Annotated in this window: 27 protein-coding genes; 13 read left to right on the top strand and 14 right to left on the bottom strand. The window is 62.9% G+C overall.

Annotation, left to right across the window (positions count from 1 at the left end; translation table 11 throughout):
- Window positions 1-9 precede the first annotated feature (9 nt).
- From GY40_RS00995 to GY40_RS00980, 4 genes are read right to left on the bottom strand one after another with little or no spacing between them, the layout of a single operon-like run.
- Window positions 10-807 carry an ABC transporter permease gene (locus GY40_RS00995; RefSeq protein ID WP_038357923.1) on the bottom strand — a complete coding sequence of 266 codons (798 nt, stop codon included), beginning with the start codon at window positions 805-807 and terminating at the stop codon, window positions 10-12.
- Complete coding sequence (locus GY40_RS00990; protein ID WP_038357922.1) at window positions 804-1,655, bottom strand: ABC transporter permease; 852 nt, start codon at window positions 1,653-1,655, stop codon at window positions 804-806. Before GY40_RS00990 ends, GY40_RS00995 begins: the two co-directional genes overlap by 4 nt.
- Complete coding sequence (locus tag GY40_RS00985) at window positions 1,652-2,731, bottom strand: ABC transporter ATP-binding protein (RefSeq protein ID WP_038357921.1); 1,080 nt, start codon at window positions 2,729-2,731, stop codon at window positions 1,652-1,654. Before GY40_RS00985 ends, GY40_RS00990 begins: the two co-directional genes overlap by 4 nt.
- A gap of 31 nt (window positions 2,732-2,762) precedes the next feature.
- On the bottom strand, window positions 2,763-3,788 hold the full coding sequence (locus GY40_RS00980) for an ABC transporter substrate-binding protein (RefSeq protein ID WP_038357919.1): 1,026 nt from the start codon (window positions 3,786-3,788) through the stop codon (window positions 2,763-2,765).
- A 229-nt stretch (window positions 3,789-4,017) separates the two neighbouring features.
- Here GY40_RS00980 and GY40_RS00975 point away from each other — a divergent pair, with 229 nt between their 5' ends.
- Both GY40_RS00975 and GY40_RS00970 read left to right on the top strand, forming a co-directional pair.
- A complete protein-coding gene (locus GY40_RS00975; protein WP_051987397.1) occupies window positions 4,018-4,557 on the top strand; it encodes a MarR family winged helix-turn-helix transcriptional regulator in 540 nt (179 codons plus the stop codon).
- A 506-nt stretch (window positions 4,558-5,063) separates the two neighbouring features.
- A complete protein-coding gene (locus GY40_RS00970) occupies window positions 5,064-5,882 on the top strand; it encodes a transglutaminase-like domain-containing protein (protein ID WP_038357917.1) in 819 nt (272 codons plus the stop codon).
- A gap of 263 nt (window positions 5,883-6,145) precedes the next feature.
- Here the strand turns inward: GY40_RS00970 and GY40_RS00965 are convergent, their stop codons facing one another.
- From GY40_RS00965 to GY40_RS00950, 4 genes are all read right to left on the bottom strand, one after another.
- Window positions 6,146-7,213, bottom strand: coding sequence for a sensor histidine kinase (locus GY40_RS00965; RefSeq protein WP_038357915.1), 1,068 nt, complete (start codon window positions 7,211-7,213; stop codon window positions 6,146-6,148).
- 22 nt (window positions 7,214-7,235) lie between these two features.
- Entirely contained in the window at window positions 7,236-7,649 is a 414-nt protein-coding gene (locus GY40_RS00960; protein WP_038357980.1) for a response regulator, read from the bottom strand.
- A 26-nt stretch (window positions 7,650-7,675) separates the two neighbouring features.
- On the bottom strand, window positions 7,676-9,172 hold the full coding sequence (locus GY40_RS00955; protein ID WP_038357913.1) for a sensor histidine kinase: 1,497 nt from the start codon (window positions 9,170-9,172) through the stop codon (window positions 7,676-7,678).
- A gap of 170 nt (window positions 9,173-9,342) precedes the next feature.
- Window positions 9,343-9,612 carry a DUF6894 family protein gene (locus GY40_RS00950; protein ID WP_051987396.1) on the bottom strand — a complete coding sequence of 90 codons (270 nt, stop codon included), beginning with the start codon at window positions 9,610-9,612 and terminating at the stop codon, window positions 9,343-9,345.
- Window positions 9,613-10,340: 728 nt separating this feature from the next.
- Here GY40_RS00950 and GY40_RS00945 point away from each other — a divergent pair.
- On the top strand, window positions 10,341-10,673 hold the full coding sequence (locus tag GY40_RS00945; RefSeq protein WP_051987395.1) for a DUF1236 domain-containing protein: 333 nt from the start codon (window positions 10,341-10,343) through the stop codon (window positions 10,671-10,673).
- A gap of 104 nt (window positions 10,674-10,777) precedes the next feature.
- On the opposite strand, the gene GY40_RS00940 is transcribed toward GY40_RS00945, so the two are convergent.
- Window positions 10,778-10,957 carry a hypothetical protein gene (locus tag GY40_RS00940; RefSeq protein WP_038357911.1) on the bottom strand — a complete coding sequence of 60 codons (180 nt, stop codon included), beginning with the start codon at window positions 10,955-10,957 and terminating at the stop codon, window positions 10,778-10,780.
- Between the two features lie 373 nt (window positions 10,958-11,330).
- Here GY40_RS00940 and GY40_RS27395 point away from each other — a divergent pair, with 373 nt between their 5' ends.
- Window positions 11,331-11,573: a hypothetical protein gene (locus tag GY40_RS27395; RefSeq protein ID WP_156115831.1), complete on the top strand. Its 243-nt coding sequence runs from the start codon at window positions 11,331-11,333 to the stop codon at window positions 11,571-11,573.
- Window positions 11,574-11,770: 197 nt separating this feature from the next.
- Window positions 11,771-12,043, top strand: coding sequence for a hypothetical protein (locus tag GY40_RS27865; protein ID WP_197062682.1), 273 nt, complete (start codon window positions 11,771-11,773; stop codon window positions 12,041-12,043).
- 203 nt (window positions 12,044-12,246) lie between these two features.
- On the opposite strand, the gene GY40_RS28540 is transcribed toward GY40_RS27865, so the two are convergent.
- Complete coding sequence (locus GY40_RS28540; RefSeq protein WP_349236395.1) at window positions 12,247-12,879, bottom strand: SDR family NAD(P)-dependent oxidoreductase; 633 nt, start codon at window positions 12,877-12,879, stop codon at window positions 12,247-12,249.
- A gap of 57 nt (window positions 12,880-12,936) precedes the next feature.
- On the opposite strand from GY40_RS28540, the gene GY40_RS00925 reads away from it, so the two are divergent.
- Window positions 12,937-13,143 carry a hypothetical protein gene (locus GY40_RS00925; RefSeq protein ID WP_038357907.1) on the top strand — a complete coding sequence of 69 codons (207 nt, stop codon included), beginning with the start codon at window positions 12,937-12,939 and terminating at the stop codon, window positions 13,141-13,143.
- Between the two features lie 155 nt (window positions 13,144-13,298).
- Window positions 13,299-13,889: an acyloxyacyl hydrolase gene (locus GY40_RS00920; RefSeq protein WP_038357905.1), complete on the top strand. Its 591-nt coding sequence runs from the start codon at window positions 13,299-13,301 to the stop codon at window positions 13,887-13,889.
- A gap of 297 nt (window positions 13,890-14,186) precedes the next feature.
- On the opposite strand, the gene GY40_RS00915 is transcribed toward GY40_RS00920, so the two are convergent.
- From GY40_RS00915 to GY40_RS00905, 3 genes are read right to left on the bottom strand one after another with little or no spacing between them, the layout of a single operon-like run.
- On the bottom strand, window positions 14,187-15,743 hold the full coding sequence (locus tag GY40_RS00915) for a SpoVR family protein (RefSeq protein WP_038357903.1): 1,557 nt from the start codon (window positions 15,741-15,743) through the stop codon (window positions 14,187-14,189).
- Window positions 15,744-15,756: 13 nt separating this feature from the next.
- Window positions 15,757-17,073: a YeaH/YhbH family protein gene (locus tag GY40_RS00910; protein ID WP_038357901.1), complete on the bottom strand. Its 1,317-nt coding sequence runs from the start codon at window positions 17,071-17,073 to the stop codon at window positions 15,757-15,759.
- A 20-nt stretch (window positions 17,074-17,093) separates the two neighbouring features.
- The gene (locus GY40_RS00905; RefSeq protein WP_038357899.1) at window positions 17,094-19,043 is read right to left on the bottom strand and encodes a PrkA family serine protein kinase; all 1,950 of its coding nucleotides are present in this window, start codon (window positions 19,041-19,043) and stop codon (window positions 17,094-17,096) included.
- 308 nt (window positions 19,044-19,351) lie between these two features.
- On the opposite strand from GY40_RS00905, the gene GY40_RS00900 reads away from it, so the two are divergent.
- Window positions 19,352-19,561 carry a hypothetical protein gene (locus GY40_RS00900; protein WP_038357977.1) on the top strand — a complete coding sequence of 70 codons (210 nt, stop codon included), beginning with the start codon at window positions 19,352-19,354 and terminating at the stop codon, window positions 19,559-19,561.
- Window positions 19,562-19,657: 96 nt separating this feature from the next.
- On the opposite strand, the gene GY40_RS00895 is transcribed toward GY40_RS00900, so the two are convergent.
- The gene (locus GY40_RS00895) at window positions 19,658-19,927 is read right to left on the bottom strand and encodes an usg protein (protein ID WP_038357897.1); all 270 of its coding nucleotides are present in this window, start codon (window positions 19,925-19,927) and stop codon (window positions 19,658-19,660) included.
- A 262-nt stretch (window positions 19,928-20,189) separates the two neighbouring features.
- Between GY40_RS00895 and groES the strand changes: the two genes are divergently transcribed.
- From groES to htpG, 5 genes are all read left to right on the top strand, one after another.
- Complete coding sequence (gene groES / locus GY40_RS00890) at window positions 20,190-20,504, top strand: co-chaperone GroES (protein WP_038357896.1); 315 nt, start codon at window positions 20,190-20,192, stop codon at window positions 20,502-20,504.
- A gap of 56 nt (window positions 20,505-20,560) precedes the next feature.
- Window positions 20,561-22,186 (top strand): chaperonin GroEL, encoded by a 1,626-nt coding sequence (groL, locus tag GY40_RS00885; protein WP_038357894.1) that lies wholly within the window; start codon window positions 20,561-20,563, stop codon window positions 22,184-22,186.
- 69 nt (window positions 22,187-22,255) lie between these two features.
- The gene (locus GY40_RS27390; RefSeq protein ID WP_156115830.1) at window positions 22,256-22,471 is read left to right on the top strand and encodes a hypothetical protein; all 216 of its coding nucleotides are present in this window, start codon (window positions 22,256-22,258) and stop codon (window positions 22,469-22,471) included.
- Window positions 22,472-22,526: 55 nt separating this feature from the next.
- Window positions 22,527-22,820: a hypothetical protein gene (locus tag GY40_RS27385; protein ID WP_156115829.1), complete on the top strand. Its 294-nt coding sequence runs from the start codon at window positions 22,527-22,529 to the stop codon at window positions 22,818-22,820.
- A gap of 87 nt (window positions 22,821-22,907) precedes the next feature.
- Window positions 22,908-24,791: a molecular chaperone HtpG gene (htpG, locus tag GY40_RS00880; protein ID WP_038357892.1), complete on the top strand. Its 1,884-nt coding sequence runs from the start codon at window positions 22,908-22,910 to the stop codon at window positions 24,789-24,791.
- The last annotated feature ends 43 nt before the right edge of the window (window positions 24,792-24,834 follow it).

Genomic DNA, 24,834 nt, shown 5'->3' with positions numbered 1-24,834 from the left:
CGGTTCCGTTCAGACGAAGCGGTGGAAGCCGAAGCGGCGCTCGGCGAGGAGGAGCACGATGCCGGTGGCCAGGATCAGCAGCGTCGAGACGGCGGCGACGCTGGGATCGATGCCCATCTCGACCGAGGAGAAGATCAGCACCGGCAGCGTCGTCTGGCTGGCGCTGATCAGGAAAATCGTGACCGGCACGTTGTCGAGCGAGGTGATGAACGAGAACAGCGCGCCCGCCACCAGCCCCGGCGCGATCAAGGGCAGCGTGACCAGGCGGAAGGCCTCGAAGCCGCTGGCACCGAGCACCCGCGCGGCTTCCTCGACGGCGAGATCAAGCCCCGACAGGCTGGCCAGCGCCGAGCGGACGACATAGGGCACGGTGATGACGACATGGGCGAGCAGCAGGCCAACGAGCGAGCCGCGCAGGCCGGTCATACTGTAGAACTGCAGGAGCGCGACGCCGACGACAACGGCCGGCATCACCAATGGCGCCATCAGAAACGAGGTGACAGCTTCAGAGCCCGGCAGCACCTTGCGGAACAGGGCATAAGCCGCGGCCACGCCGAGCACGAGCGAGATCAGCGTCGAGCCGCAGGCCAGGATCAGGCTCATGCGGATGGCAGAGAGATAGGTTGGGTCGCTCAGCACCTTGCCGAACCAGGCGAGTGTCAGCCCCTGCGGCGGGATGGTGAGGTAAGAGGTCGTCGAGAAGGCTGCCAGCACGACGACGATCACCGGCAATTGCAGGAAGGCGACGACCGTGAAGGCGGTGGCGGTAAGCCCCCAGCCAGGGCGGTTCTCGGCTGCGTCGCTCATGCCATCCCTGCCCAGCGCTTGGTCAATCGGCTCGACAGCCAGATGATCGCGACCGCCATGAAGGTCAGCGCGAAGGAGAGTGCCGACCCGCTCGGCCAGTCGAGAAGCTGCATGTATTCGTCGTAAATTAGCGTCGCCATCACCTGATAGGTCGGCCCGCCGAGCATGCGCGGCGTCACCAGCGCGCTGATCGTCAGCACGAAGACGAGGATCGAGCCGGCGAGGATACCGGACGCCGAGAGCGGCAACGTCACCGCCATGAAGACATGGGCACGGCTGGAGCCGAGCGTTGCGGCGGCCGATTCCACGTCGCGCGGCACGTTTCGGATTGCTGCGACCAGCATCAGCACCATGAAGGGCAGGTAGATATGGGTGAGCCCGATGAAGAGCCCGATGAAATTGAACAGCAGCTTCACCGGCGCCCCGATCACGCCGAGCTGCATCAGCAGGTTGTTGATCAGGCCGCGATTGGCGAGCAGCGCGATCCAGCCGAAGGAACGCACCACGAGATTGAGCAGCATCGGGAAGATGACGAGCAGAATCAGCGGCACCCGCCAGCGCTCCGGCCCGCGCGCGATCAGATAGGCGAGCGGGTAGCCGAGCAGCAGGCAGAGCAGCGTGACGGAAAAGCCGAGGCCCAGCGTGCGCCAGATCACCTCCCGGTAATAGTCATCGGTGACGATCTGGCTGTAGTTCTTCAGCGACCAGGCGCCATTAACAAGGCCGGCGCCCGGCTCATAGACGCCGAAGCTCGTCGGCAACAGCATCAGCACCGGCACGAGGAAGAAGCCCGTCAGGACCAGCAGCAGCGGCGCGATCAGCAGGAGCCCTTGCCGCCGCGACATCATGCCGTGGCGCCTTCGGGCGGCATCGCGAAGACGGAGGCCGGGTCGATGGCGAGCGCGACCGGCGCACCTGCTGTCAGAGACGCCTCCGGTCCGTGCGAGGCTGTCTCCGCGACGATCTCGACGCCTTCCGCCAGCCGCACGACATATTGCACCCGCGCGCCGCTGAAGGAGCGCAACACGATCTCTCCGGCAATTTCGTCGGACTGCGCCGCGCCGCTGCGGATCGCCACCGCCTCCTGCCGGATCACGACATCGACCTGCGCCCCGGCTGGTTGCTCGATGCGCGCGGCCGGGATTGCGACGCCGCCGACGGCGAGTCGCCCGCCCGAGCCTTCCCGCATGGCGACGGAACCGGCGAGGCGGTTCGGCTTGCCGATGAAGCTCGCGACGAAGCCAGTCGCCGGACGGTGATAGATCTCCTCAGGCGCCGCGAATTGCTGCATCACGCCCTTGGCCATCACGCCGACGCGGTCCGACAGCGACAGCGCCTCGCCCTGGTCGTGGGTGACGAAAAGCGTGGTGATGCCGAGATTACGCTGCAGGCGCTTCAGTTCGATCTGCATCTCGTCGCGCAGTTGCGCATCGAGATTGGACAGCGGCTCGTCGAAGAGCAGCACGCGCGGATGCGGCGCGAGTGCCCGGGCGATGGCGACGCGCTGCTGCTGGCCACCGGACAACTGCCTCGGATAGCGCTCGCCGAAGGCCGCGAGCCGGACCATGCCGAGCGCTTCCCTGACGCGCTTGTCGAGCTCGGTGCCGGCGACCTTGCGGCGACGCAGGCCGAAGGCGACGTTCTCGAATACCGTCATATGCGGGAACAGCGCATAGGACTGGAAGACGAGACCGAGACCGCGCTTATTCGGAGGCAGGTTGGTGACGTCATCGCGTCCGATCAGGATGCGCCCGCGGCTTGGCTCCACGAGCCCTGCGACCATGCGCAGGATCGTGGTCTTGCCGCAGCCGGAGGGCCCGAGCAGCGAGACGAATTCGCCCTCGGCGATCGTCAGGGAGATGTCCCTGACGACCTCGACCTCGCCATAGGACTTGCCCAGCCCTTCGAAGGTCAGCGAACCCATTGCCCGTCCTCTCCCGGTGCCGCAGTGCGGCTCAGCGCGCGACTTCGCGCTGCCAGCGGCGTGTCCAGGTCGCGCTGTTCTTCGCGATCACGTCCGGGTCGATGAACCAAGCCTTCTCCAGGCTCTCGCCATTGGGGACGATGCTCTTGAGCTTGTCGGAGAGCTTCACCTTGGTGTTGACCGCGCCGATATAGGCCCGCTCGGAGAAGCAGCCCTGGCCCTCTGCCGACAGCACCTGATCGAGGAATTTGTAGGCGAGTTCGGTCTTGGCCGAGCCCTTGGGTAGGACGACCGCCGGCAGGATGCCGACCGCGCCTTCCTTCGGATAGGCGACGGCGAGCGAGAGGCCTTTGTCCATGGCGACGCCGGCGCGATCCGGATACCAGGGCGCAATCGCGATCTCGCCGCGCTCGAACAGGGAGAGGAGCTGGTCGGCCTGGGTGTAAAGCACGGCCGAGCCCTTCGCGATCGGTTTGATCGCCTCGATGCCGGGATCGATATTGTCGAGCGTGCCGCCCTTGAGCTTGTTCAACGCCAGCAGGAACTGCAGGCCAGACGTGCCGCTGATGTCGCCGATGGCGTATTTGCCGGCATAGGCGGGGTCGGCGAGGTCGAGCCAGGAGGTCGGCGGCGCCTTGACCAGCTTGGGGTTGTAGACCAGCGTGGTCGCGCTCACCATCGCGACGACGTAAGCATCGTCCTTGCCCCAGGCGGTCGGGATCACGTCGGGGGCGTTCTTCAGCTTCGCGCGGTCGATCTTGTCGTTGAGCTTCTCGTTGGCCGTCTGGGCTGCCAGCGAGTTGTCGATATAGACGATGTCCATGTCCGGCTTGCCGGCCATGGCGCGCAGCGCCGCCGCGAACTGGGATGAGTTGCCGAGCTTCAGCGAGACGGTCGCGCCCGTCGCCTTCTCGAAGGCCGCGACGTGGCAGGCCTTGACGTTATCGGCGAAGGAGCCGCCGAAGGCGCCGACAACAAGCTCTTCGGCCTTGGCATCCGAGGCGAGCGCGGCGCCGAGCGCGGCGATAGCGGTCGCATGGCGAAACATCTGACGCATGGTTGCTGGTTCCCCGTCTGTCGGCCTGGAGCGCCGTGCACCGCTGTTGGCGCGGCTTCGATATGGTCGAAGGGGTTCCCCTCCCATCGGCCGAAGAGGAGCATGGCATGGCCGAATTTATCTTTCAAGAAAGATAAGTCAAAGATATCTTGGCATGACAGCAGCGTGGGCCCACGCTTGCGTCGCGCGCTGCGGCGTGGTCGAAAAAGGGCTGTTCTGGAGAATTTGAATGCGCAACGAGGCCGCGCGAAGCCTGACATTCGAAACGCCCGATGCGCTCTGGCAGAATGACCGTGTCGGCGCCGGCATGCAGCGCTGGCGCCGAGAGTTTCCGGATGTCGATTGTTCGGGCAAGGCGATCGTCGGCCGGTTGCTTCATCTCAACGAGGTGTTTCAGACGGCGATCAACCGTACCCTCGCGCGACACAAGCTTAAATATCCGAGCTTCGCGGTGCTTGCGACGCTGCGTGTGCAGGGCGCGCCCTATCGCATGTCGCCCAAGGCCCTGCTCGACACACTGATCCTGAGCTCAGGCGGATTGTCGAACCTGCTGCGGCGCCTGGAAAAGGCGGGCCATGTCCTTAGGATGGCCGATGAGGTTGATGGGCGCGGGGTGATTGTTGAACTCACTGAGAAGGGCCGCCTGCTGGTCGAGCCTGCGATGCGCGACCATGCCGAGACTGAGCGTCGCCTTGTCGCTATGCTCCCGCCGTCCGAACGGGTCCTGGTCGCAGCCGCGCTCGGCAGGATGATGCTGGCGAACCGCTGAATAAGCTGCATGGCTATCGGAGCATCCGATGATTCCTAAATGGGTGGGTTCGACCGCACAGCCCTGCTTATCTGAGGTGGCCGGGCTTGGCTCCTTCGCGCTACGGCAGCATCCCTGCGCATCGCGGCGTCAGCGATCAACCGGTAGGCCAGCAATCCCTAGACCGATCTCGGCGTCAAATTCCTTGGTGGTCCTTTATGCAACGAAATCAGAATTCGGCTCCAAAGGTGGACAATCAATAACCTGGCCCTTCCCAATGTTCAGAAGGAGGCTAGCTCCAGCCTCAGCCCTAAGCCACCACTTAGACAACCCAAGAGCGGGTATTCCGGATATCAGCTAGGCGTTGGAACGGGGCATTGCGCGGCCGCCCGAAAGCGGACATGGCGAGCCCCTGCCGATGAGATCAAACGCAGCCTATATCGCCGTGGCCGGGAAAATGCATGATGGCCTGCCTAGTCAACGGGCCAGCCAATGTTCGCGCACAGTGATCGCGCAGAAGGCATCGCGTGAAACTCAGGATCGGCTACGAACTCGACTACGATTTTCCGCAACCGACACCCGTCATCCTGATGCTGAACGTGCATTTCAGTCGGGTATCGGACCTTGCTCAACCGGACCATATCCGCATCCAGCCTTCGGTGCCCGTCAGCGCCTACCGGGACAGCTTCGGCAACTGGTGCACTCGGCTGCTGGCACCGCAGGGGCCGATGCGGATCACCGCCGACGCGATCATCTCCGATAGCGGCCTGCCCGAAAGCCACGACCTCAATGCCGGCCAAGTCCCAGTTGAACAGTTGCCCGAGGAAAGCCTCGTCTTCCTGCTGGCGAGTCGGTTCTGCGACAGTGACCGCCTGCTCGATCTCGCCTGGCAGCTCTTCGGTCATGCCCGGCCTGGCGCACCACGCGTTCAGGCAATTTGCGATTTCGTCAACCAGCGCATCGCCTTCAACTACAACGATGCCAGCGTAACCCGCATGGCGACCGACGCCTATGGTGAAGGCCGCGGCGTCTGCCGCGACTACGCTCATCTCGCCATTGCCTTCTGCCGGGCGATGAATATCCCGGCACGCTACTGCACCTGTTATCTCGGCGATGTCGGCACGCCGCCGCCCTATCCACCGGGCGATTTCGCGGCGTCCTTCGAAGCCTATCTCGAAGGCGGCTGGCAGATGTTCGATCCGCGCAACAACGTGCCGCGTATTGGTCGCGTACTGATCGCGCGCGGCCGGGATGCGGCCGATGTTGCCATCGCCACCACATTCGGGCCGAACACGCTGACCAGCTTCAAGGTCTGGACCGACGAGGTGGTGGAAGGGACGACGTAGTCAGCCGCAACTAAGAGATGTCCGGGACGCGCCAACAGCGGATGTAGGCCAGCATCCGGATTCAGACGGCCACCAAGCAAAAAGGCCTCCGTCACTCGACGCTCGTGGAGTGACCGAGGCGGTCGAGCCATCGATTACAACGATCTCGCGATCTCGGCGTTGCCGAGGCAGTGACGTTGCGCAAGCCCAACAGTCCGGCCTCGCTTGCGGACAAGATTCGCAAGTTGTTGGGTTGCCAATAGCGTTCAAGCCTCCGACGCGGCTCAGGCCGCCTCGGAGCTGGACGGCGCCAGACCTATCAGCGACAGGTCCATGACGGCGTGGGTGCCGCGTCCGCCCGTATCTTCGTAGCGCAGCTCGCTGGCGAGGCTCCTGGCCATCGCGCGGACGATCTTGCTGCCGAGGCCGGTTCCCTTGACTGTGCCGGTCCCGGTCCAGCCGATACCGTCGTCGACGACCTTGAGAGTGACCTTGTCGCCGTTGCGGGAGAGGCTGACACGCACGTCGCCGGCACCGTTAGGATAGGCGTATTTCAGCGCATTCGTGACCAGTTCCGTCGCGATCAGACCGATCGAGATGGCCTTGTCGGTTTTCGCCAACACAGGCACGGCTTCGAAGTGGATGGTCGGCATTTGGCCGGAGCCAGCAAGTGACTGGGAAAACTCTTCCAACAGGGAACGGAGATAGCCTGCGAGATCCACCACACGCACATCGTCGGAGGTATAGAGGCTACGATGGAGATTGCCGATCGCGGCAATCCGTGCCTGAGTTTCGGCAAGCGCCGCCTTGGCGCCGGGGTCCTCGACCGAGTTCGCCTGCATCCGGACGAGCGAACCGACCAGCGACAGGCTGTTGGCAACGCGGTGATTGACCTCGGCGAGCAATGTCACGGCCCGGTCTCGAGCCGCTCGCACTTCCTGCTCCGCTTGTTCGCGCGCTCGGGTCAACCGCGTCTTCACCACGGCATGCTCCAGCGCCGCCCGCAGCAGCACCTCGAAATCCTCGCCTACTGTCTTGACGACATAGTCCAAGGCGCCGGCCTTCAGCGCCGTTACGGCGATCGACAGTTCCGAGGAAGCGGTCACATAGATGACGGCGGGAGAAGCCGCATCCCTGGCAAGCGCTGCAAGGACATCCAGCCCCGAAGCCGTCCCAAGATCGTGGTCGAGGATGATGACGTCGATCCCGCCCGCGGCCACGCGCGCGAGGCCTGCTTCCGCGCTCTCGACATGCTCGACGATATAGTTGTGGCGCGCGAGCATGCGCTGCACGAGCCGCCCCAGTGTGGCGTCGTCGTCGATGTAGAGGACGTTGATCGGCCGGTTCGGCATCAGCGGCTGCCACGCGAGTTGGTCATGGCGTTTCCGGAACCTGGATGACGGAGAAGAACAGCCCGAGCTGGCGGATCGCATTGGCGAAGCCGTCGTAGTCCACGGGCTTGGTGATGTAGACATTGGCGCCGAGATCATAGCAGCGCTGGATCTCGCGGCTGTCATCTGTCGTGGTCAGCACGACGACCGGCGAACGCTTGGTATGCGTGTTCGCCTTTACCTTCTCGAGGATGTCGACACCGCCCATGTCGGGCAGGTTGAGGTCGAGCAGAATGAGGAGCTGGCGGCCGGCGCTGATGGCGCCGGAGCCGTCGGCACCGAACAGGTAATTCAGCGCATCCGTGCCGTTGGCGAAGGGGATGATCTCGTTGCTGACGCCGGCGCGGCGGATGTTCTTCTCGATCAGGCGGGCATGGCCTTCATCGTCCTCGATCATGATGATCGAGACGGGCTTTCCATTGGTCACGCTTCGGCACTCCGTTTGTAGGCCGTGAGGTCGGGGGGCAGGGTCACGGTAAAGGTCGTGCCCTTTCCAAGTTCTGAGCGCACGGCGATGTCGCCGCCGAGATTGCGCACCATCGTGCGGACATGGGCGAGACCAATGCCTTCGCCAGCCGTATTCTGGGCGCCCGAGCGCCGGAACAGTTCGAAGATGCGCTCGTGATCCGCCGCTGCGATGCCGCGACCATTGTCCTCGATCTCGATCTTCACCCAGCCGCGACGCTCCCTGCGCGTGCGAACGGCGATCCGGATCGGACGATCGGGCGCCCGGTATTTGATGGCATTGTCGAGGAGGTTGCCCATGACCTGGTCGAGCGACAGGCGATCGCTCGTGATGCGGGGAACCTGCGCGTCGATCTCGATCCCGCCGCCTTCCTCCGCGCTGGCTTGATGGTGGACCGCCGCTGCCGCAGTCTCGATGAGCCCGGTGAGATCGATGCTTTCGGCGCGCAATTCACGCCGGCCCTCGCGGGAAATCTTGAGGATCGCGTTGATGAGCCCGTCCATCTTGCGCGTCGACGAACGGATGAAGCCGATCGCCTCCGCGACATCGACCCGCAGAGCCTCTTCGGCGGCCGCCTTCTGCTCCGGGGAGGCTGCATGTCCGGCGACGACAAAGGCGTCGATCGGCTTGAACATCGCTTCGAGCTCGCTGGTGAAGCCCATGATGTTCACCAGCGGCGCCCGCAGATCATGCGTCACGATATAGGCGAAGCGCTGGACCTCCTCGTTGGCCTTGACGAGCGCGTCGGTACGCTCGCGCACACGCTCTTCGAGGCCGAGATTGAGCGTTTCGACCTGGCGCCGGGCCGTGACGAGTTCGCGCGTATAGCTGATGATCGTCCAGCTCGCCGCTCCAGCCATAGCCAGGATCAAAATGGCGCCGATGATGGTCGTCCAGCGCAGTCGCGATGAGGCCGTGACCTGGGCATCGATCGCCGCCCTGAGCTCGGTTTCGGAGATGGCCAATATCGCGCTCAGATCGGAACGCAATTCATCCATTAAGCGCTTGCCGGTTCCACTGCGGACCAGGCTCATTGCCGTCTCGATATCGCCCTTGCGCGTCGCTTCGACCGTTGCGGCGAGCTCCGCCATCTTCTGTTCGAGCTCGCTGTTGATCTGCTGCAGGATAGGACCGATCTCGCGCAACCTCGCCGCGGCCCGTTCAAGCCGGGCGCGCTGTTCCGCAAGCCGGGAGACGGCGGCGTTGTAGGGAGCGAGATAGCTTTCGTCGCGCGTCAGTAGGTAGCCGCGCTGCCCCGTCTCGGCGTCCTGCACCAGTGAAAGCAGGTCGGCGGATGAACTCCGCACCGCGCGAGCCGCGGTCACTTCGCCAAAATAGCGTTCGCTAGCCGTCGTCAGCCACAGGGACGTCGCGACGATGGCGAGCAGCACCGCGATGCCGATGGCCAGGAGTAGGGCGTTCGAGCGTTGGAAAAACGCCTGCGAGATAGGCATGCAGAGGACCAGGTGAAGATACCTCTCTCTTCACCAATCGAAGCTTCTAGAGCAACAGCAAATGACATTGCATCCAGCTCGTTCTTGTGCATCGCCGCTGATTGACCACGTCTTGGATTTCCACAAGAAGGTGCTGGCTTCGAATATGACTGCCGGCAGAGCCCCGTCCTTCAACTTGTTCTCTTGGGCTTGGATACGGACGAATCATCTCCAGGAAGACTGTCCAGGCGCAAATTGGCCACGTAGACTTTTGCACCCTGAGCATTCTGCACGGTAACCGAAAGCAACATGTGGTCGCCATTGGGTAACTTTTCGCGGTTCAGTTCAGCGAGGAGTTCCTTGGCGGCATTTCGCGCGCTCTGGTCATCGGGCAGATCAGTGCCCTCGTCGTCGATGTCTAGCTTGTCTCCGTCGCGGGTATGAAAGAAGTAGCTCGGCATGCCTACCCAATGCAGCCGAGGCCAACCTGTTCCTCAAGCCATCTCGATTTTGGCGACGCAGGGCTGGAAGCCCAGATGGTGTGATGGAGATCCGCCAGGCCGCACAAGCGTCGCGCAGCCAGTGCGAATGGTCTCGACGTCTCGTGCCAGCCTCTCCCTCTCCCGGTCCCGCTCCTGCTCTCGCTACGCCTCTCCGCCCTGATCTCGGCTAGCGTCGGCAAGCGGACTGAGGGTGGCTTCAAGCTGGCGAGATCGCCGTCGCTGATACGAGTGAGGTCATATGAGCCGATGGCACCGGAGTGCTGGTGCGCTTGCGTTGGCTTGCCGTATCCACGGTCGAGGATGGCTTTCGCCGCAGCGACGCGGGCGGAATCGCTGTCGCTCTTCGTCGCGACCGCGACAAGAGCCTTCAGGGCGATTTCTGTATGGACCTTGGCGAGGTCGGAAAGGGTCGCCTTCTGCTCGCGAGTGGCGCGAGACTGCGATCCCTTCTTTCTTCCGGAGTCTTCGCGCTTCCCGCCCCGTTGGCAGCCACGTTTGATTTCCGATTGATTTCAATTGAATTCTGCAGAGGAACAAAAAATTTCCGCTCGACAACGAGCCCGCGACCCTTTCCGATTGTCCGCCATCCCGCGGGCGGCACGGAACATTGCGCCACCCATCTGGTTCTTCCGCCGCAGGGATAGCAGGGTCGACCTTCGGCTTAACCGTCGACGTAGGAAATCCAGATGATCAGGAATGTTCTGTTCGCCGCAGGGATCGTCCTGCTGCCCGCCACCGCTATGGCTCAGGGTCAGGGGCAGCCGAATGGCCTCCCGGAACCGCCCTCGATGCGCAGTGAACTGGCACCGCGCTTCAAGGCGTATGTGATCACTCAGCGCCCGACCTCGTTCACCTATTCGGAGCCGCTTACGGTCGGCACCGTTCTGCCTCAGGAAGGCGTCGTGTATCGCGAGGTTCCAGCCGAGTACGGCGTGAGCGGCTATCGCTACACGGTGATTAATGACCGCCCGGTCTTGGTTGAGCCGAGCACGCGTCGAGTTGTTCAGATCATCGACTAATCGGCAATATGCGTGGGCCGGCGGCGTAGGGGTCGCCGGCCTGCTGTTACGGCGGCGCCTTGGCTTCGGAATATCTCGTTCTTGATGCCCTTGATAAGGCCGACTTAGGCCCCGATCCCGGCGCCAATGACGGCTGAGATGCCCATTCCACCGATGCCGGCTCCTTTGTCGAGATCGGTCTTTAGAGACTCACCGATACGCTTCATGGCATCGGTCAGGGCTGCGCCTGTCACGGCGTCGAGGGCTTCGTCATCCAAAGCGACGTCTTTCTTATCGGCATCCACGAGCTTGCTCCTGCTCCGTACGGGCGGCCCGTCGTTTCGTAGGACAAGATGTATTAGAAGCCGTTTGCGGAAGCCTTACTTGGATAGCCTCAATCCGCACTCCCCGAGATCTCGCCGGGGATCAACAACCCGAGCATACGACTTGATGAAGGCGTGCCGACGCCTCAGCCCTTCCGGGATGCCCCGCCAGGTCTTCGATCACCCTCGCCTCGGCCTTGGACAGCCAGCCATGCTTGACGAGATCGCGACGAGTTCGATTGTGCGACCGGCCGGGCTTTCTGTGTCGGGGAGCTTCATTTCGCACTCACATTGGGAACGGAAGCGTCTGCAACCCGTTCTCACAGGTGCGTACTCAATCGGCTGCGGAGGCACTATGAAGCAGCTCGTAGCAATTGCAGCTCTTGTGGCGGCTGTCTCGGGTTCGGCTGCAGCCGGCCCTTCAAACGATGAGACGTTGACGACGCAGCAATGCGCAGCACAGCCGGTGTCGGCCTATCAGGCCATCGTGCGGCTTGGCATCCAGTTTGACGGCTTCGTCGCCGTGCCTGAGCATCCGTCGATGACTCTGACGCCTGGGCAGGCCCGCTCTCTTCAGGCCAGTGATGGCGTTGATTGAGACCAGGGCGCAAAAGCTGCCTGACGAACAGGAAGCCTGGGCAAAGATGCTCCGGGAAGCGCGGCGCCTTCAGATGATTCATTCACTTGCCGATAGGCATGAGGGAGCCGACAAGATGAAGCGGCTGGTTGAGGAACTCGTCAGCTTAGGCAAGGCGCGGGGCTGGGTCGTCCCGGAATAAGCGGGCGAAGCATAATGTGCCTGACGAACGAACCGGGATTGCGATCGAGGCCGCCGCGAAGGCTTTTCACAAAACCACGCGCGAGAAGCGCAATCGCGTCGGCCGCTCAACGGAAGCTGCCCTGCTCGGCGATAAGCATCGCATATTTGAGATTGCGAAGATCGAGCGAAAGGTCAGGCATGCCGAGATGATCTCCTGGCAGCCCCTAGCGGAAAGCGGACAGGATCAGCTGGTCGAACATGCGATCGGACAAATGGCGTCGCAGAAAGAGCAGCGGGCGCGCCATTAACCCACCTCTGTATCGGGCGGCCGGGCGCTTTGCCTTGAGCGAGCGCATGATCAAATCCGAAACGATACTCGATGGCGGCGCCTTCCGGCCCTGCATCTTGCGAAACTTCGCGACCATGCCCGAATAGGCGCTCCGGCCCGAGTGTCGCTCCGCTTCCTCTCCCGCGATCCCCTCCCATTCGGAAGCAATCCCGCCCGGCTCGATCACGACGACGTCGATGCCGAATTGCCGAACCTCGTTGCGGAGCGCGTCCGAATAGCCTTCCAAGGCGAATTTCGAGGCATGGTACCAGCCCCCAGCGGCAGGGCGAACTTTCCCCCGATCGAAGAGATGTTGACGATCTTTCCGGACGCTCGGGCGCGCATATGCGGAAGGCAAAGCTGCACGAGGCGCGCTGGCCCTATTAGGTTCGTCTCCAGCTGGCGGCGCCCGTCGGCCATCGACACATCCTCGAGCGCGCCATACTGGCCATATCCCGCGGCGTTGATCAGAACATCGATCCGGGAACGCTCGCGTAGGATCCGATCGATCGCCGTCGCCGCCGAACCATCGTCGGTAACGTCGAGCGCGATGGCCGTGCCGCCGGCGGCCTCGATATCCGCCATTCGATCGACTCGCCGGGCGCCGCCGTAGACCAGATATCCTTCTTGGATGAGACGGAGGGCGATGTCCTTGCCCATGCCCGAAGAGGCCCCTGTCACGGGGGCGACGGAGATATTGATCGGAGGTGGGGCCCCGAGCACCGGCCCGAAATAGGCCAGGGTCCCGAGCGGCCGGAGCGATGCGAGCGAGTCGTCGAAGGTCGCCGCCCGCGAACCGTCGAAGACGACGTTCACCCCCGCGCCGCCCCGTGAATTCGCGCACTTGCTCGGCGAACTTTAGGGTTCAGTTCGATGCCTGAGACCAGGACCGACGTTGCCGTCGAGGCGGCCGCGAAGGCGTTCCACGAAACCTGCCGCGAGAAGCGGCAATACACCTGGGAGCAATCCAGCGAGGAATGGTGCCGCGACCTGCGAGCGTTTGTCCGGCCGATCGTCGAGGCCGCCCTTGCTGCCTGTGATGCCCATGTGGCTGCGGCGCTGCTTAAACCGAAGGAGTGATCGCGCGGACTGGCGAGTGCCCGATCTCACATCGGCCGATGAGGTGCGGTAGCCAAGCAACATGCCTGAGATTTTGCGCAGTTGATCATGGACGACGATTTCCAACCGAAGTTCCTCAGATAACCTTAGCTGGGGATTCGCTGGGAACGCTTCCTATGAGCCGTCTGCTGACCTGCCTCGCTCTATGCCTATGTTGCTCTACCGGCATCGCTTTGGAAGCGGACGCCGCCGACCTTGCAAACCCACTAGCCTACGCTCCACCTGCGGTGACGCACTCGCTGATCTCTGAGATCCGCGGCGGTGTGCTTGCCCACGCGCTAGGGACCCGCGAGGACGGTTCGGTCGATATAAATGGCGAGATTCTGTTCTCCAAACCGCTGATGCCAGCCGATCCGCTTTTGGCGTTCCTCATCCCGCGGCTGCATCTGGGCGCCACGGTGAACACCGCAGGCGCTACCAGCGAGTTCTACGCTGGCTTCACCTGGACTTATGACATTACAGCGAAAGTGTTCATCGAGGGCAGCGTCGGTGCCGGCTTCCACAACGGTGAAACCGGGCGCTTCCGCGTGCCAGATCGCTTGAGCCTGGGCTGCTCGCCCTTGATCCGAGGCACCGGCTCGATTGGCTACCGCTTTAACGAGAACTGGTCGATCATGGCGACCGTGGAGCACATTTCGAACGCCAATCTCTGCCATGCCAATCAAGGTCTGACGAACTACGGTGTGCGGGTCGGCTACTCCTTTTGAGAACGGCATCGGAGTGCAATCGCGCGGGCTAGACCACTCGCTTCCCACCCCGGTTTGATTTCGACGGCGGCGGTTGGTTGCGGAGCCCGAAGGTGGCGCTCCCGCCGCTTGGTCTACTCTCTCGCGGCCTTGTCCATGACCTTGCCATCGTGGATATGAGGCGGCGCGTTATGGCGGCCACGTCGCGGCCCAGCGCGGTAGCAATATTCTGTCGGAGACCATGACCATCGCGAGGACGACGATGGACCTCTAAATGATCGCTTCTGGCGACGTGGTTCCGCTGATGGTGGACACGGACTACGACGAGCTGACGAATTCGCGGCCGGATCGTTCATAGACCGTGGCCCCGGTCTGCGCATCGACGCCTTGCAGGCTGACCTCATAGCCCCACAGCGCCTGGACATAGCTCAACACCGCATCGCAGCTGTCGCTTTCTAGCAGGATGCCGCGATTGATCTTGTGCTGGAGGCGCAAGTGCCTCTGGCCGAGGAGGTCAACGTCCACGACCTGAATATCCGGATGCCTTGCGCCGATATCATATCGCTCGGCCAGAGTGGACCGAATCTGTTCATAGCCGCGTTCGTTGTGGATCGAGGCGACGTTGTAGACGCGTTCGCTCGCCACGTCCGACAGCACAAACAGCCGCCATTTCCGGATCAGGGCCGGGCTCAGATACTGGCGGATGAAGGACTCGTCGCGGTGATTGGCCCAAGCCTCGAGCATGATGGCGCGCCAGTCGCCAGTGCCGGCGATCTCGGGAAACCAGTCGCGGTCCTCTGCCGTTGGCGCGGTCGCAATGCGCTGGACGTCCCGCATCATATCGAAGCCGAGCGCATAGGGATTGATGCCCGAGAAACGGGGGTCATCGAAACCGGGCTGCAGGACTACGTTGGCATGATTGCGCAGGATTTCCAGCATGGCGCCCTCGCCGATCCGTCCCTGGTCGAACAACGCGTTCATGAGGGTGTAGTGGACGAAGGTCGCGCAACCTTCGTTCATCACCTGCGTCTGGCGTTGCGGGTAGAAATATTGCGCGACCACCCGGACGATCCGCAGGATCTCACGCTGCCAGGGTTCGAGGATCAGGCTGTTCTTCTCGAGGAAATAGAGCAGGTTCTCCTCGGGCAGGTTCAGCGCCTTCTTCCGCTCGGCAGCCACGTCCTGTGTGTCGCCAGCCTTACCGGCCGCCGCCTGGCGCGGAATCGTGCGCCAGAGGTCGTTATAGGAGCGCTCCTCGTAATCCAGCCGCTCGCGCAGCCCTTCGCGCTGCTTCTCCGAGGACAGCCGCGGCGGGCGGCGATAGCGAAAGACGCCCTGTTCCATCAGCGCATGGGCGGCATCGAGGATGGCTTCGACCGCCGCGACGCCGTGCCGCTCCTCGCAGCGCTGGATGTAGCTCTTAGCGAAATCCAGATAGCCCAAGATCGCGCCGGCATCGGTCCATTGGCGGAACAGGTAGTTGTTCTTGAAGAAATGGTTGTGCCCGAAGGCGGCATGCGCCGTCACCAGGGCCTGCAGGGCCATGGTGTTCTCTTCCATCAGGTAGACGATGCAGGGGTTCGAATTGATCACGAGCTCATAGGCGAGCCCGCGTCCGCCCTTGCGATAGACCAGCTCCTGATAGAGGAAGTGCTTCCCGAACGACCAGTGCCGGTACATCAGCGGCATGCCGATCGACGAATAGGCGTCCAGCATCTGCTCCGAGGATATGACTTCCATCTGGACCGGGTAGGTATCGAGCCCGAGCTCCTCCTTCGCCACGATGTCGATGGCGTCGTAGGCGTGGGACAATGTCTGGAAATTCCAGTCCGACCCGGAGAACAGCAGACCGCGTCTGGGCGCGTGCTTGAGCATCGGCTCTCTCCCCTCAGTCTCGCTGCACAGAAGGCTGCTTGGTGAAGAGCTGCCGAAAGACCGGGTAGATGTCGGACGCCTTGGCGATGCGACTCATGTCGAAATTTCGCCACCGGTCCTTGACGGCATGATAGGCGCGCCAGAGCGATGTGCCATTATTGGTCGAGCCGAAGATCTCACTCTCGCGCTCGTCGATGATCTCGACATAGGCGAAATACTGGCAGAGCCGCATGATCTCGCCGTCCATTAGGCTGAGGCAGCGTTCGGAATCCGTGGCGAGATTGTCGCCGTCCGAGGCCTGTGCGGCGTAGATGTTCCATTCGCGGCTAGGGTAGCGCTTGGCGATGATGCTCTGCATCTCCTCCAGCGCCGTGGAAACGACGGTGCCACCGCTCTGCGTGCTGTAGAAGAACGTCTCCTCGTCCACCTCCTGCGCCGTGTGCGTGTGGCGGATGAAGACGATGTCCGTGCGCTCGTAGCGCCGCTTCAGGAACAGATGCAGCAGGACGAAGAAGCGCTTGGCGAGGTCCTTCTCGCGTTCGCCCATCGAGCCCGAGACGTCCATCAGGCAGAACATCACTGCATTCGCATTCGGTTGGGGCTGCGGGTCGAAGCGGTTGAAGCGGATATCGACCGGATCGACGAAGGCGATGACCCGCCGCCGCCGCTCCAGCCGGACGAGCTCCGCGCGCAGAGCGCTGCTGCGCCGATAGCGTTCGCCGGGATCCACCCCCTCCTCAGCTTCGAGCCTGGCGAGCTCGCGCAGAATCGCCTCGACGTCCTCGCGCTTGGGACGCCGCAGCGCAATGCGTCGGCCATGGCTGTTGCGCATGGTGCGGGCGATGCTGATATTGGTCGGCGCCCCGCTCACCGAATAGCCTGCCCGCCGCGGCTTGTAGGTCAGGATTTCCCTGAGGTTGAGCTTGACCATGTCGGGCAGCTCGAGATCCTCGAAGAACAGGTCGAGCACCTCCTCGCGCGACAGCACGAAGCGGAAATCGTCCTCGGCAACCTGAGATCCCGGGGACGATCCCATGCCGCCTCCGCCCTGCCCCGGCTTCGGCAACTGGTCCCCCGGAGAGAAGCGCTGGTTCCCGGGCAGGACATGCTGACGGCGGCCGCTATCCTTCGCCTCGCGGAAGCGCGGCTCGTCGGTTCCATTAGCTGGCATGGAGATGGCCTGCTCGCGATCGACATCGGCGATCTTGCCGGTCCGAATATTGTCTTGGACGCTGCGCTTCAGCTCCGTGCGCACGCGGCGCAGAAAACGCTGGCGATTGCCCAGGCTCTTGTCCTTCGGGTTCAGGCGACGATCGATGAAGATCGGCATGGCGCGCTCCCGGCCGACAGTCAGCCCGCCTTGTTGACCCGCATATACCAGTCGACGAGCCGCCGGACCTGGCGCTCGGTATAGCCACGCTCGACCATGCGTTGCACGAAGCCCTGGTGCCGCTTCTCCGTCACGCTGTCCTGCTTCGAGCCGAAGCTGATGATCGGCAGGAGGTCCTCGACCTGCCCGAACATCCGCTTCTCGATCACCTCGCGCAGCTTCTCGTAGCTGGTCCAGGACGGGTTGCGACCGTTGTTTCTGGCCCGGGCGCGCAATGTGAACTTCACGACCTCGTTGCGGAAATCCTTGGGATTGGCGATGCCGGCCGGCTTCTCGATCTGGGACAATTCGTTGTCCAGGATCTGCCGGTTCAGGATCTGGCCAGTATCCGGGTCCTTGTAGTCCTGGTCCTCGACCCAGGCATCGGCATAGGCGATGTAGCGGTCGAACAGGTTCTGGCCGTATTCGCCATAGGATTCCAGATAGGCCTTCTGGATCTCGTGGCCGATGAATTCGGCATAGCGCGTTGCCAGCTCCGACTTGATGAAGTCGAGATAGGCCGCTTCCGTCTCCTTGGGGAACTGTTCGCGCTTGATCGCACCTTCCAGGATGTACATCAGGTGAACCGGGTCGGCGGCCAGTTCCTCGGTGTCGTAATTGAAGGTCTGCGACAGGATCTTGAAAGCAAAGCGCGTACTGACGCCGGTCATGCCCTCGTCGATGCCGGCGGCGTCGCGATATTCCTGGATGGCCTTGGACTTGGGATCGAGCTCCTTGAGGTTCTCGCCGTCATAGACGCGCATCTTGGTATAGAGCGGCGAATTCTCGTGCTCGGCGAGCCGCGTCGAGACCGAGAAGCGGCTGAGGATGTCGAGCACCTCGGGTGCGCAGGGACTGTCGGCCAGCTCGCTTTCGCGCAGCAGCTTCTCGTAGATCTGCCGTTCTTCGGTGACGCGCAGGCAATACGGCACCTTGACCACCAGGATGCGGTCGAGGAAGGCCTCGTTGTTGCGGTTGTTCTTGAACTGCAGCCATTCCGACTCGTTGGAATGGGCGAGCACAATGCCTTGATAGGGGAAGCCCCCGAAATTCTCGGTGCCGTTATAGCTGCCCTCCTGGGTCGCGGTCAGAAGCGGGTGCAGCACCTTGATCGGCGCCTTGAACATCTCGACGAATTCAAGCAGCCCCTGCGTCGTCCGGTTCAGGCCGCCGCTATAGGAATAGGCGTCCGGGTCCGACTGGCTGAAATTCTCAAGCTGGCGGATATCGACCTTGCCGACGAGCGTCGAGACGTCCTGGTTGTTCTCGTCGCCCGGCTCCGTCTTGGCGATGCCGACCTGGCGCAGGCGCGAGGGCATCAGCTTGACGACGCTGAACTGGGAGATGTCGCCGGAGACTTCATCGAGTCGCTTCGCAGTCCAGGGAGAGATCAACCCGGTCAGGCGTCGGCGCGCGATCCCGTACTTGTCCTCGAAGAGATCGCCCATGCGGTCCGGCCGGAACAGGCCGAGCGGCGATTCGAAGACGGGGCTGATTTGTCCGCCGACCTTGAGCGTATAGAAGGGACGCTCCTCCATCAGCTTCTTCAGCCGTTCGGCGAGCGATGACTTGCCGCCGCCGACCGGGCCGAGGAGATAGAGAATCTGCTTGCGCTCCTCCAACCCTTGCGAGGCATAGCGGAAGTAGCCGGCGATACGCTCGATCGTATCCTCCATGCCAAAGAAATCGGCGAAGGCAGGATAAATCTTTATCGTCCTGTTGGCGAAGATGCGACCCAGGCGTTCGTCCTGGCTCGTATCGAATAATTTTGGCGTCCCAATCGCGTCGATCATCCGCTCCGCAGCAGAGGCGTACATCGATTTGTCTTCGCGGCAGCCCAGCAGATATTCCTGGATACTCATCTCCTCTTGTGAATAACTACTGTAATCGTCAATAAATAAACGAAAAATCTCGCCGGTTTTGTCAGTCATGGCAGCCATCCAGCATCCATCCGAACTGTCGGCGACAGCACAGCAGATTTAACCGATGATCTCTTCGCGAGTTCCTTTGTGATGGCATTTTCGCGACCAGTAAGCGGAAGTGCTCAGCCGTTTGAAAGATGCGCCCCTGCGGCATCGTTTTTCCTCAGTCGGCCAGGAACATGTAGGCCTCCATGACTGATGCGATCGTCGGCGGGCGGGCCGGCGGCACAGAGTCGCCGCCGCCGGCTCCTAGGAAGTTCCGGAAGGAAACGGGCCCCACGACGTACGATCCGAAACACCCGGCAATGGAGAATCGCATGAGTCCGGACGAAATCGCAGCCATTCTCGGCCCGGTCGATCCGATGCTGATCGCCGAGATGGGGACTGCCCTGGAGGAGCTTGCGGAGACCTGGGCCTGGATCAATGCGGACGACGCTCTGATCAACGCAGGCCGCCCGCTACCTTCAGGCCGTGTCGCCGAGTTCGTCGCCCTGCTGGAGCCGTTCGGAGACGACGCGGCGGGCTGACTCGTCCGTCCGGCCGGCACAGCCTCATTTCGCGCCGAGCAGGCGGGACCATGGGGTGATCACTGCCGCGTTGGGTAACCGGACGTCGATTGCGATTTACTGGAGCCGGAATTCGCCGCTGACCGTACTGAGGTCGGCGGGGCCGATCAGATCCTTGTGAGCCACGGTGATGCGGAACAGCTTGCCGTCGAGCTTGGCCTGCCAGAAGGCGAGGAACTTGTTGAGCTCGGGGAAGCGCGGGGCGAGATCGTAATCCTGCCAGATGTATTCCTGCAGGATCGAAGGGTGGTCGGGCAGGCGGTAGAGGATTCCGGCGGTGGTCAATCCGTAGCCGGCGATCTGGCGGGCGAAGTCGGTCGAAGCCATTCCTTTCAGCTCCCTGGTTTCACTGCGCCGATGGCAGCGAATTTCCAACGCCTTGGCAAGCCGAAAAGTTGCGTTTGTGGCGCCTTTTCAGACTGTTAGCACTCGGTCAAAAAAAGTGCTGCCGGCCTCTTGAAGGCAAAAATTTGGCAACCCAAATCATCGCGCGGGCACGGCGCCTTAGGGCTGCGCGGAACCTCGCCGCGAGACCCGCACAGGGCCGGCCCGCTTTGACATGTGACCGACATGGAAATTGGAGGAACTCATGAAGTTTCGGCCACTGCATGACCGCGTCGTCGTGAAGCGCATCGACGCCGAGGAGAAGACCAAGGGCGGGATCATCATCCCCGACACCGCCAAGGAGAAGCCGCAGGAGGGCGAGGTCGTTGCCGTCGGCGCCGGCGCGCGCGACGAGACCGGCAAGCTCGTGCCGCCCGACGTCAAGGTCGGCGACCGCGTGCTCTTCGGCAAATGGAGCGGTACCGAGGTCAAGATCGATGGCCAGGATCTCCTGATCATGAAGGAGGCCGACATCATGGGCGTCGTCGAGACGGCTGCCGCCCTCAAGAAGGCCGCCTGACGGGGCCTCATCCACATCATCAACCTGAAACCTCAAGTCTGAAGGAGTGAGGAATCATGGCTGCGAAGGACGTGAAGTTTTCGCAGGACGCGCGCGAGCGGATGCTGCGCGGCGTCGACACGCTGGCGAATGCCGTGAAGGTCACGCTGGGCCCCAAGGGCCGCAATGTCGTGATCGAGAAGTCGTTCGGTGCGCCCCGCATCACCAAGGACGGTGTCACCGTCGCCAAGGAGATCGAGCTTTCCGACAAGTTCGAGAACATGGGCGCTCAGATGGTCCGCGAAGTGGCGTCGAAGCAGAACGATGCGGCTGGCGACGGCACCACGACCGCGACCGTGCTGGCCCAGGCGATCGTCCGCGAAGGCGCCAAGGCGGTCGCCGCCGGCATCAACCCGATGGACCTGAAGCGCGGCATCGATCTCGCCGTCGAGGCGGTGACGAAGTCGCTCGGCGAGCATTCCAAGACAATCACCGGCTCGGAGGAGGTCGCGCAGGTCGGCACCATCTCCGCCAATGGCGACCGCACGATCGGCGAGATGATCGCCGAGGCGATGAAGAAGGTCGGCAACGAGGGCGTCATCACCGTCGAGGAAGCCAAGACCGCCGAAACCGAGCTCGACGTCGTCGAGGGCATGCAGTTCGACCGCGGCTATCTCTCGCCCTATTTCGTGACCAACACCGAGAAGATGGTCGCGGAGCTGGAAGACCCCTACATCCTGATCCACGAGAAAAAGCTCTCGGGTCTCCAGGCGATGCTGCCGCTGTTGGAAGCGGTCGTGCAGACCGGAAAGCCGCTGCTGATCGTGGCAGAGGATGTCGAGGGCGAGGCTCTCGCCACGCTCGTCGTCAACAAGCTCCGCGGCGGCCTCAAGATCGCGGCCGTCAAGGCGCCGGGCTTCGGCGATCGCCGCAAAGCCATGCTCGAGGATATCGCCATCCTCACCGGCGGCACCGCGATCAGCGAGGATCTTGGCATCAAGCTGGAAACCGTCACGCTCGACATGCTCGGCCGCGCCAAGAAGGTCCGGATCGAGAAGGAGAACACCACCATCGTCGACGGCGCCGGCAAGAAGGCGGAGATCGACGCCCGAGTCGCCCAGATCAAGGCCCAGATCGAGGATACGACTTCGGATTACGACCGCGAGAAGCTCCAGGAGCGCCTGGCCAAGCTCGCCGGCGGCGTCGCGGTCATCCGCGTCGGCGGCGCGACCGAGGTCGAGGTCAAGGAGAAGAAGGACCGCGTCGACGATGCCCTGAACGCCACCCGCGCCGCGGTCGAGGAAGGCATCCTGCCGGGCGGCGGCGTCGCCCTGCTGCGCGCGGTCAAGGCGCTCGAAGGGCTTGTGCCCGGCAATGACGACCAGAAGACCGGCGTCGAGATCGTCCGCAAGGCGATCACCGCGCCTGCCCGCCAGATCGTCGAGAATGCCGGCGGCGATGGCGCGGTCGTGGTCGGCAAGCTGCTGGAGTCGCAGGACTATGCCTGGGGCTACAACGCCCAGACCGGCGAGTATGGCGATCTGGTCAAGGCCGGCATCATCGACCCGACCAAGGTCGTGCGCACGGCGATCCAGGATGCGGCGTCGGTCGCAGGCCTGCTGATCACCACCGAGGCGATGATCGCCGAGGCGCCGAAGAAGGACCCGGCACCGGCGATGCCCGCCGGTGGCATGGACTACTGATACAGGGAGGGCGCCGCGGCTTTCGCGGCGCCCTCGGGCGCCCTCAACATTAAGCCGACGGAGGAGGCCATGCCGTTTTCATCCTTGACCGATCCCATTGATTTGGCTCGCGCCCAGGCTGCTCTCGAAAAGGCTTGGTCAGATCTAAAACCTTCACTTCCGCCGGAGTCCGGCGAGCGGGAGCGGAAGAATCTCGCCTATATCGTTGCGTCGCTGGTTCCTCTGGCGTTCGACGAGAACGATCTCGCACAGCGTGCGATCGATCGGTTTCACGAAAAGGCCTAGCACCGACATCACAGAAAACGCAGTGCATACGTCTCATCGATACGAGGCAGCCGACATGATCGATGGTCCGCAGGCGCCAAAGGAAATCTCTCCCTCCGACCGTTTCAAAGCCCTCATTACGAACGCAGAGAGCGCAACATACGGGCTGAAAGATAATCTCTTGACCGTGATGACAAGGGATGGATCAGCAACCTGGCAGACGGTTGCCGCTCATGTCGAAGCTCAATTGCCTGGCGCGGGCGAGTTCTCGACCGCGCGCCTGAATGCCATACTCGCCTTGATCAGGACGCTTTCCAACAAACGCACGTCGGAACCGGATGACATCCAACGACCGAGCTCTGCTGCGTGAACCTGCCGTCGGCGGAGATCGCCCCATCTTCGGGCCGGATCCAACGAGCCCATTGATTTCTCCTGCCCTACTCTTCGAGAATTCCGAATGACAACGACCGCCACAGCCGAGCATCGCAGTTTCGAAGCCGACGTCTCCCGCCTGCTGCACATGATGGTGCATTCGGTCTATTCCGACCGTGACGTGTTCCTGCGCGAGCTGATCTCGAACGCAGCCGATGCTTGCGAGAAGCTGCGCTACGAGGCGATCGGCAAGCCCGATCTCCTGGGCGAAGAACCGAAGCTTGCGATCACCATCTCGGCCGACCCGGAAGCCGGCAAGCTGACCATTGCCGATAACGGCATCGGCATGAGCCATGACGAGATGATCGAGGCGCTCGGCACGATCGCCCGCTCCGGCACGCGCAGCTTCATGGAGCGGGTCGCAACCGCCGACGGCAAGGACGGCGCGCAGCTCATCGGCCAGTTCGGCGTCGGTTTCTATTCCGCCTTCATGGTCGCGACGAAGGTCGAAGTCGTCAGCCGTCGCGCCGGTAGCGCGGAAGCCTGGACCTGGTCCTCGGACGGCAAGGGCGAGTTCTCGGTGGCGCCATCGCCCCTGGAAGAGGCTCCCGCACGTGGGACGCGCGTGACGCTTCATCTGCTGGAGGACGCCAAGTCCTATGCCGAGCGCTGGACCCTGGAGCGCATCGTCAAGGAGCAGTCCGGTCATGTGCCGGTGCCGATTTCGCTGATCACGGAGCCGGGAGCTGACGCGGTCGCCCTCTCCGACGGGGCCGCGCTCTGGACCAAACCGAAGAGCGAGATCACCAAGGACGAATACGCCGATTTCTATCGCAGCGTCGCGGGGCAATATGACGAGCCGGCCGCCACGATCCATTTTCGCGCTGAAGGCCTGCACGAATATACCGCGCTCGCCTTCATCCCGGGCGCGCGTCCATTCGACCTCTTCGACGCCGATCGCAAGGGGCGGATCAAGCTCTACGTGAAGCGCGTCTTCATCACGGACGAGGCCGAGCTCCTTCCGCGCTACCTGCGCTTCGTCCGTGGCATCGTCGACACCGCCGACCTGCCGCTCAACGTCTCGCGCGAGATGATCCAGGACAGCCCGCTGCTCGGCGCGATCAAGAAGGGCGTCACCAACCGGGTGCTTTCCGACCTCGCGAAGCTGGCCGAGCAGGATCCGGATACGTTCCGACTGATCTGGGAAAACTTCGGCGTCGTCATCAAGGAAGGGGTCTACGAGGATTTCGCGCGCCGGGAACAACTGCTCGGCCTCGCGAGATTCCGGACGACGGCCTCCGGCGAGGGTTGGCGCAGCCTCAAGGACTATCTCGGCGCGCTGAAGGAAAACCAGACCGCGATCTATTACATCGCCGGCGATGATGCCTCCCGGATCGCCAGCTCCCCGCAGCTTGAAGGCTTCCGGGCGCGCGGCATCGAGGTTTTGCTGCTGTCGGATCCGATCGACAGCTTCTGGGCTTCGGCAGCGCCGGATTTCGAAGGCAAGCCGTTCAAGTCGGTGACGCAAGGGACGGCTGATCTCGGTCTCATCCCGCTGCTCGACGGTGCGGCGCCTCCTGCCGCTGAAACGAGTGAGACAATCAACGCCCTGCTCGCTTCGATGAAGGAGATCTTGGCCGACGAGGTTGCGGATGTCCGCTCCTCCGACCGGCTGACCGAGAGCGCGGTCTGCCTTGTTGCGTCAGACAAGGGGCCGGATCGCCAGTTCGAACGCTTGCTCAGCGCCGCGGGGCGCGTCGACAGCGCGGCCAAGCCGATCCTCGAGGTCAACCCGCGTCATGCGATGATCTCAGCCATCGCGTCTGCCGAAGATCTGGCGCTGCGGAGCGACCTCGCCCATCTTCTCTTGGATACCGCCCGCGTCTTGGATGGCGAACGCCCGACCGACGCAAATGCATTCGCTGAGAGGCTGAATCGGCTCGTAACGAGAAGCTTAGGCGACAGCTGAACGACGAAGCCTAGGAGCACGTCAGCGGTGCGGCGACGGTGCC

The sequence above is a fragment of the Allobosea sp. UNC402CLCol genome (assembly GCF_000745475.1).
Classification (GTDB): domain Bacteria; phylum Pseudomonadota; class Alphaproteobacteria; order Rhizobiales; family Beijerinckiaceae; genus Allobosea; species Allobosea spartocytisi.
Note: the sequence above shows the minus strand (reverse complement) of the source record. Positions and strands in the feature narration are given on the sequence as shown.

Bases quoted from the DNA above. Each gene is read 5' to 3' on its own strand.
- GY40_RS00960 (WP_038357980.1), bottom strand. From the start codon at position 7,649: ATGATCGAGGACGATGAAGGCCATGCCCGCCTGATCGAGAAGAACATC.
- GY40_RS00945 (WP_051987395.1), top strand. From the start codon at position 10,341: ATGATCAGGAATGTTCTGTTCGCCGCAGGGATCGTCCTGCTGCCCGCC.
- GY40_RS00985 (WP_038357921.1), bottom strand. From the start codon at position 2,731: ATGGGTTCGCTGACCTTCGAAGGGCTGGGCAAGTCCTATGGCGAGGTC.
- GY40_RS00920 (WP_038357905.1), top strand. From the start codon at position 13,299: ATGAGCCGTCTGCTGACCTGCCTCGCTCTATGCCTATGTTGCTCTACC.
- GY40_RS00915 (WP_038357903.1), bottom strand. From the start codon at position 15,743: ATGCTCAAGCACGCGCCCAGACGCGGTCTGCTGTTCTCCGGGTCGGAC.
- GY40_RS00950 (WP_051987396.1), bottom strand. From the start codon at position 9,612: ATGCCGAGCTACTTCTTTCATACCCGCGACGGAGACAAGCTAGACATC.
- GY40_RS00905 (WP_038357899.1), bottom strand. From the start codon at position 19,043: ATGACTGACAAAACCGGCGAGATTTTTCGTTTATTTATTGACGATTAC.
- GY40_RS27395 (WP_156115831.1), top strand. From the start codon at position 11,331: ATGAAGCAGCTCGTAGCAATTGCAGCTCTTGTGGCGGCTGTCTCGGGT.
- GY40_RS00965 (WP_038357915.1), bottom strand. From the start codon at position 7,213: ATGCCGAACCGGCCGATCAACGTCCTCTACATCGACGACGACGCCACA.
- GY40_RS00900 (WP_038357977.1), top strand. From the start codon at position 19,352: ATGAGTCCGGACGAAATCGCAGCCATTCTCGGCCCGGTCGATCCGATG.
- GY40_RS00990 (WP_038357922.1), bottom strand. From the start codon at position 1,655: ATGATGTCGCGGCGGCAAGGGCTCCTGCTGATCGCGCCGCTGCTGCTG.
- GY40_RS00910 (WP_038357901.1), bottom strand. From the start codon at position 17,073: ATGCCGATCTTCATCGATCGTCGCCTGAACCCGAAGGACAAGAGCCTG.
- GY40_RS00975 (WP_051987397.1), top strand. From the start codon at position 4,018: ATGCGCAACGAGGCCGCGCGAAGCCTGACATTCGAAACGCCCGATGCG.
- GY40_RS00995 (WP_038357923.1), bottom strand. From the start codon at position 807: ATGAGCGACGCAGCCGAGAACCGCCCTGGCTGGGGGCTTACCGCCACC.
- GY40_RS00955 (WP_038357913.1), bottom strand. From the start codon at position 9,172: ATGCCTATCTCGCAGGCGTTTTTCCAACGCTCGAACGCCCTACTCCTG.
- GY40_RS00980 (WP_038357919.1), bottom strand. From the start codon at position 3,788: ATGCGTCAGATGTTTCGCCATGCGACCGCTATCGCCGCGCTCGGCGCC.
- groL (WP_038357894.1), top strand. From the start codon at position 20,561: ATGGCTGCGAAGGACGTGAAGTTTTCGCAGGACGCGCGCGAGCGGATG.
- GY40_RS00925 (WP_038357907.1), top strand. From the start codon at position 12,937: ATGCCTGAGACCAGGACCGACGTTGCCGTCGAGGCGGCCGCGAAGGCG.
- htpG (WP_038357892.1), top strand. From the start codon at position 22,908: ATGACAACGACCGCCACAGCCGAGCATCGCAGTTTCGAAGCCGACGTC.
- GY40_RS27385 (WP_156115829.1), top strand. From the start codon at position 22,527: ATGATCGATGGTCCGCAGGCGCCAAAGGAAATCTCTCCCTCCGACCGT.
- groES (WP_038357896.1), top strand. From the start codon at position 20,190: ATGAAGTTTCGGCCACTGCATGACCGCGTCGTCGTGAAGCGCATCGAC.
- GY40_RS00895 (WP_038357897.1), bottom strand. From the start codon at position 19,927: ATGGCTTCGACCGACTTCGCCCGCCAGATCGCCGGCTACGGATTGACC.
- GY40_RS27390 (WP_156115830.1), top strand. From the start codon at position 22,256: ATGCCGTTTTCATCCTTGACCGATCCCATTGATTTGGCTCGCGCCCAG.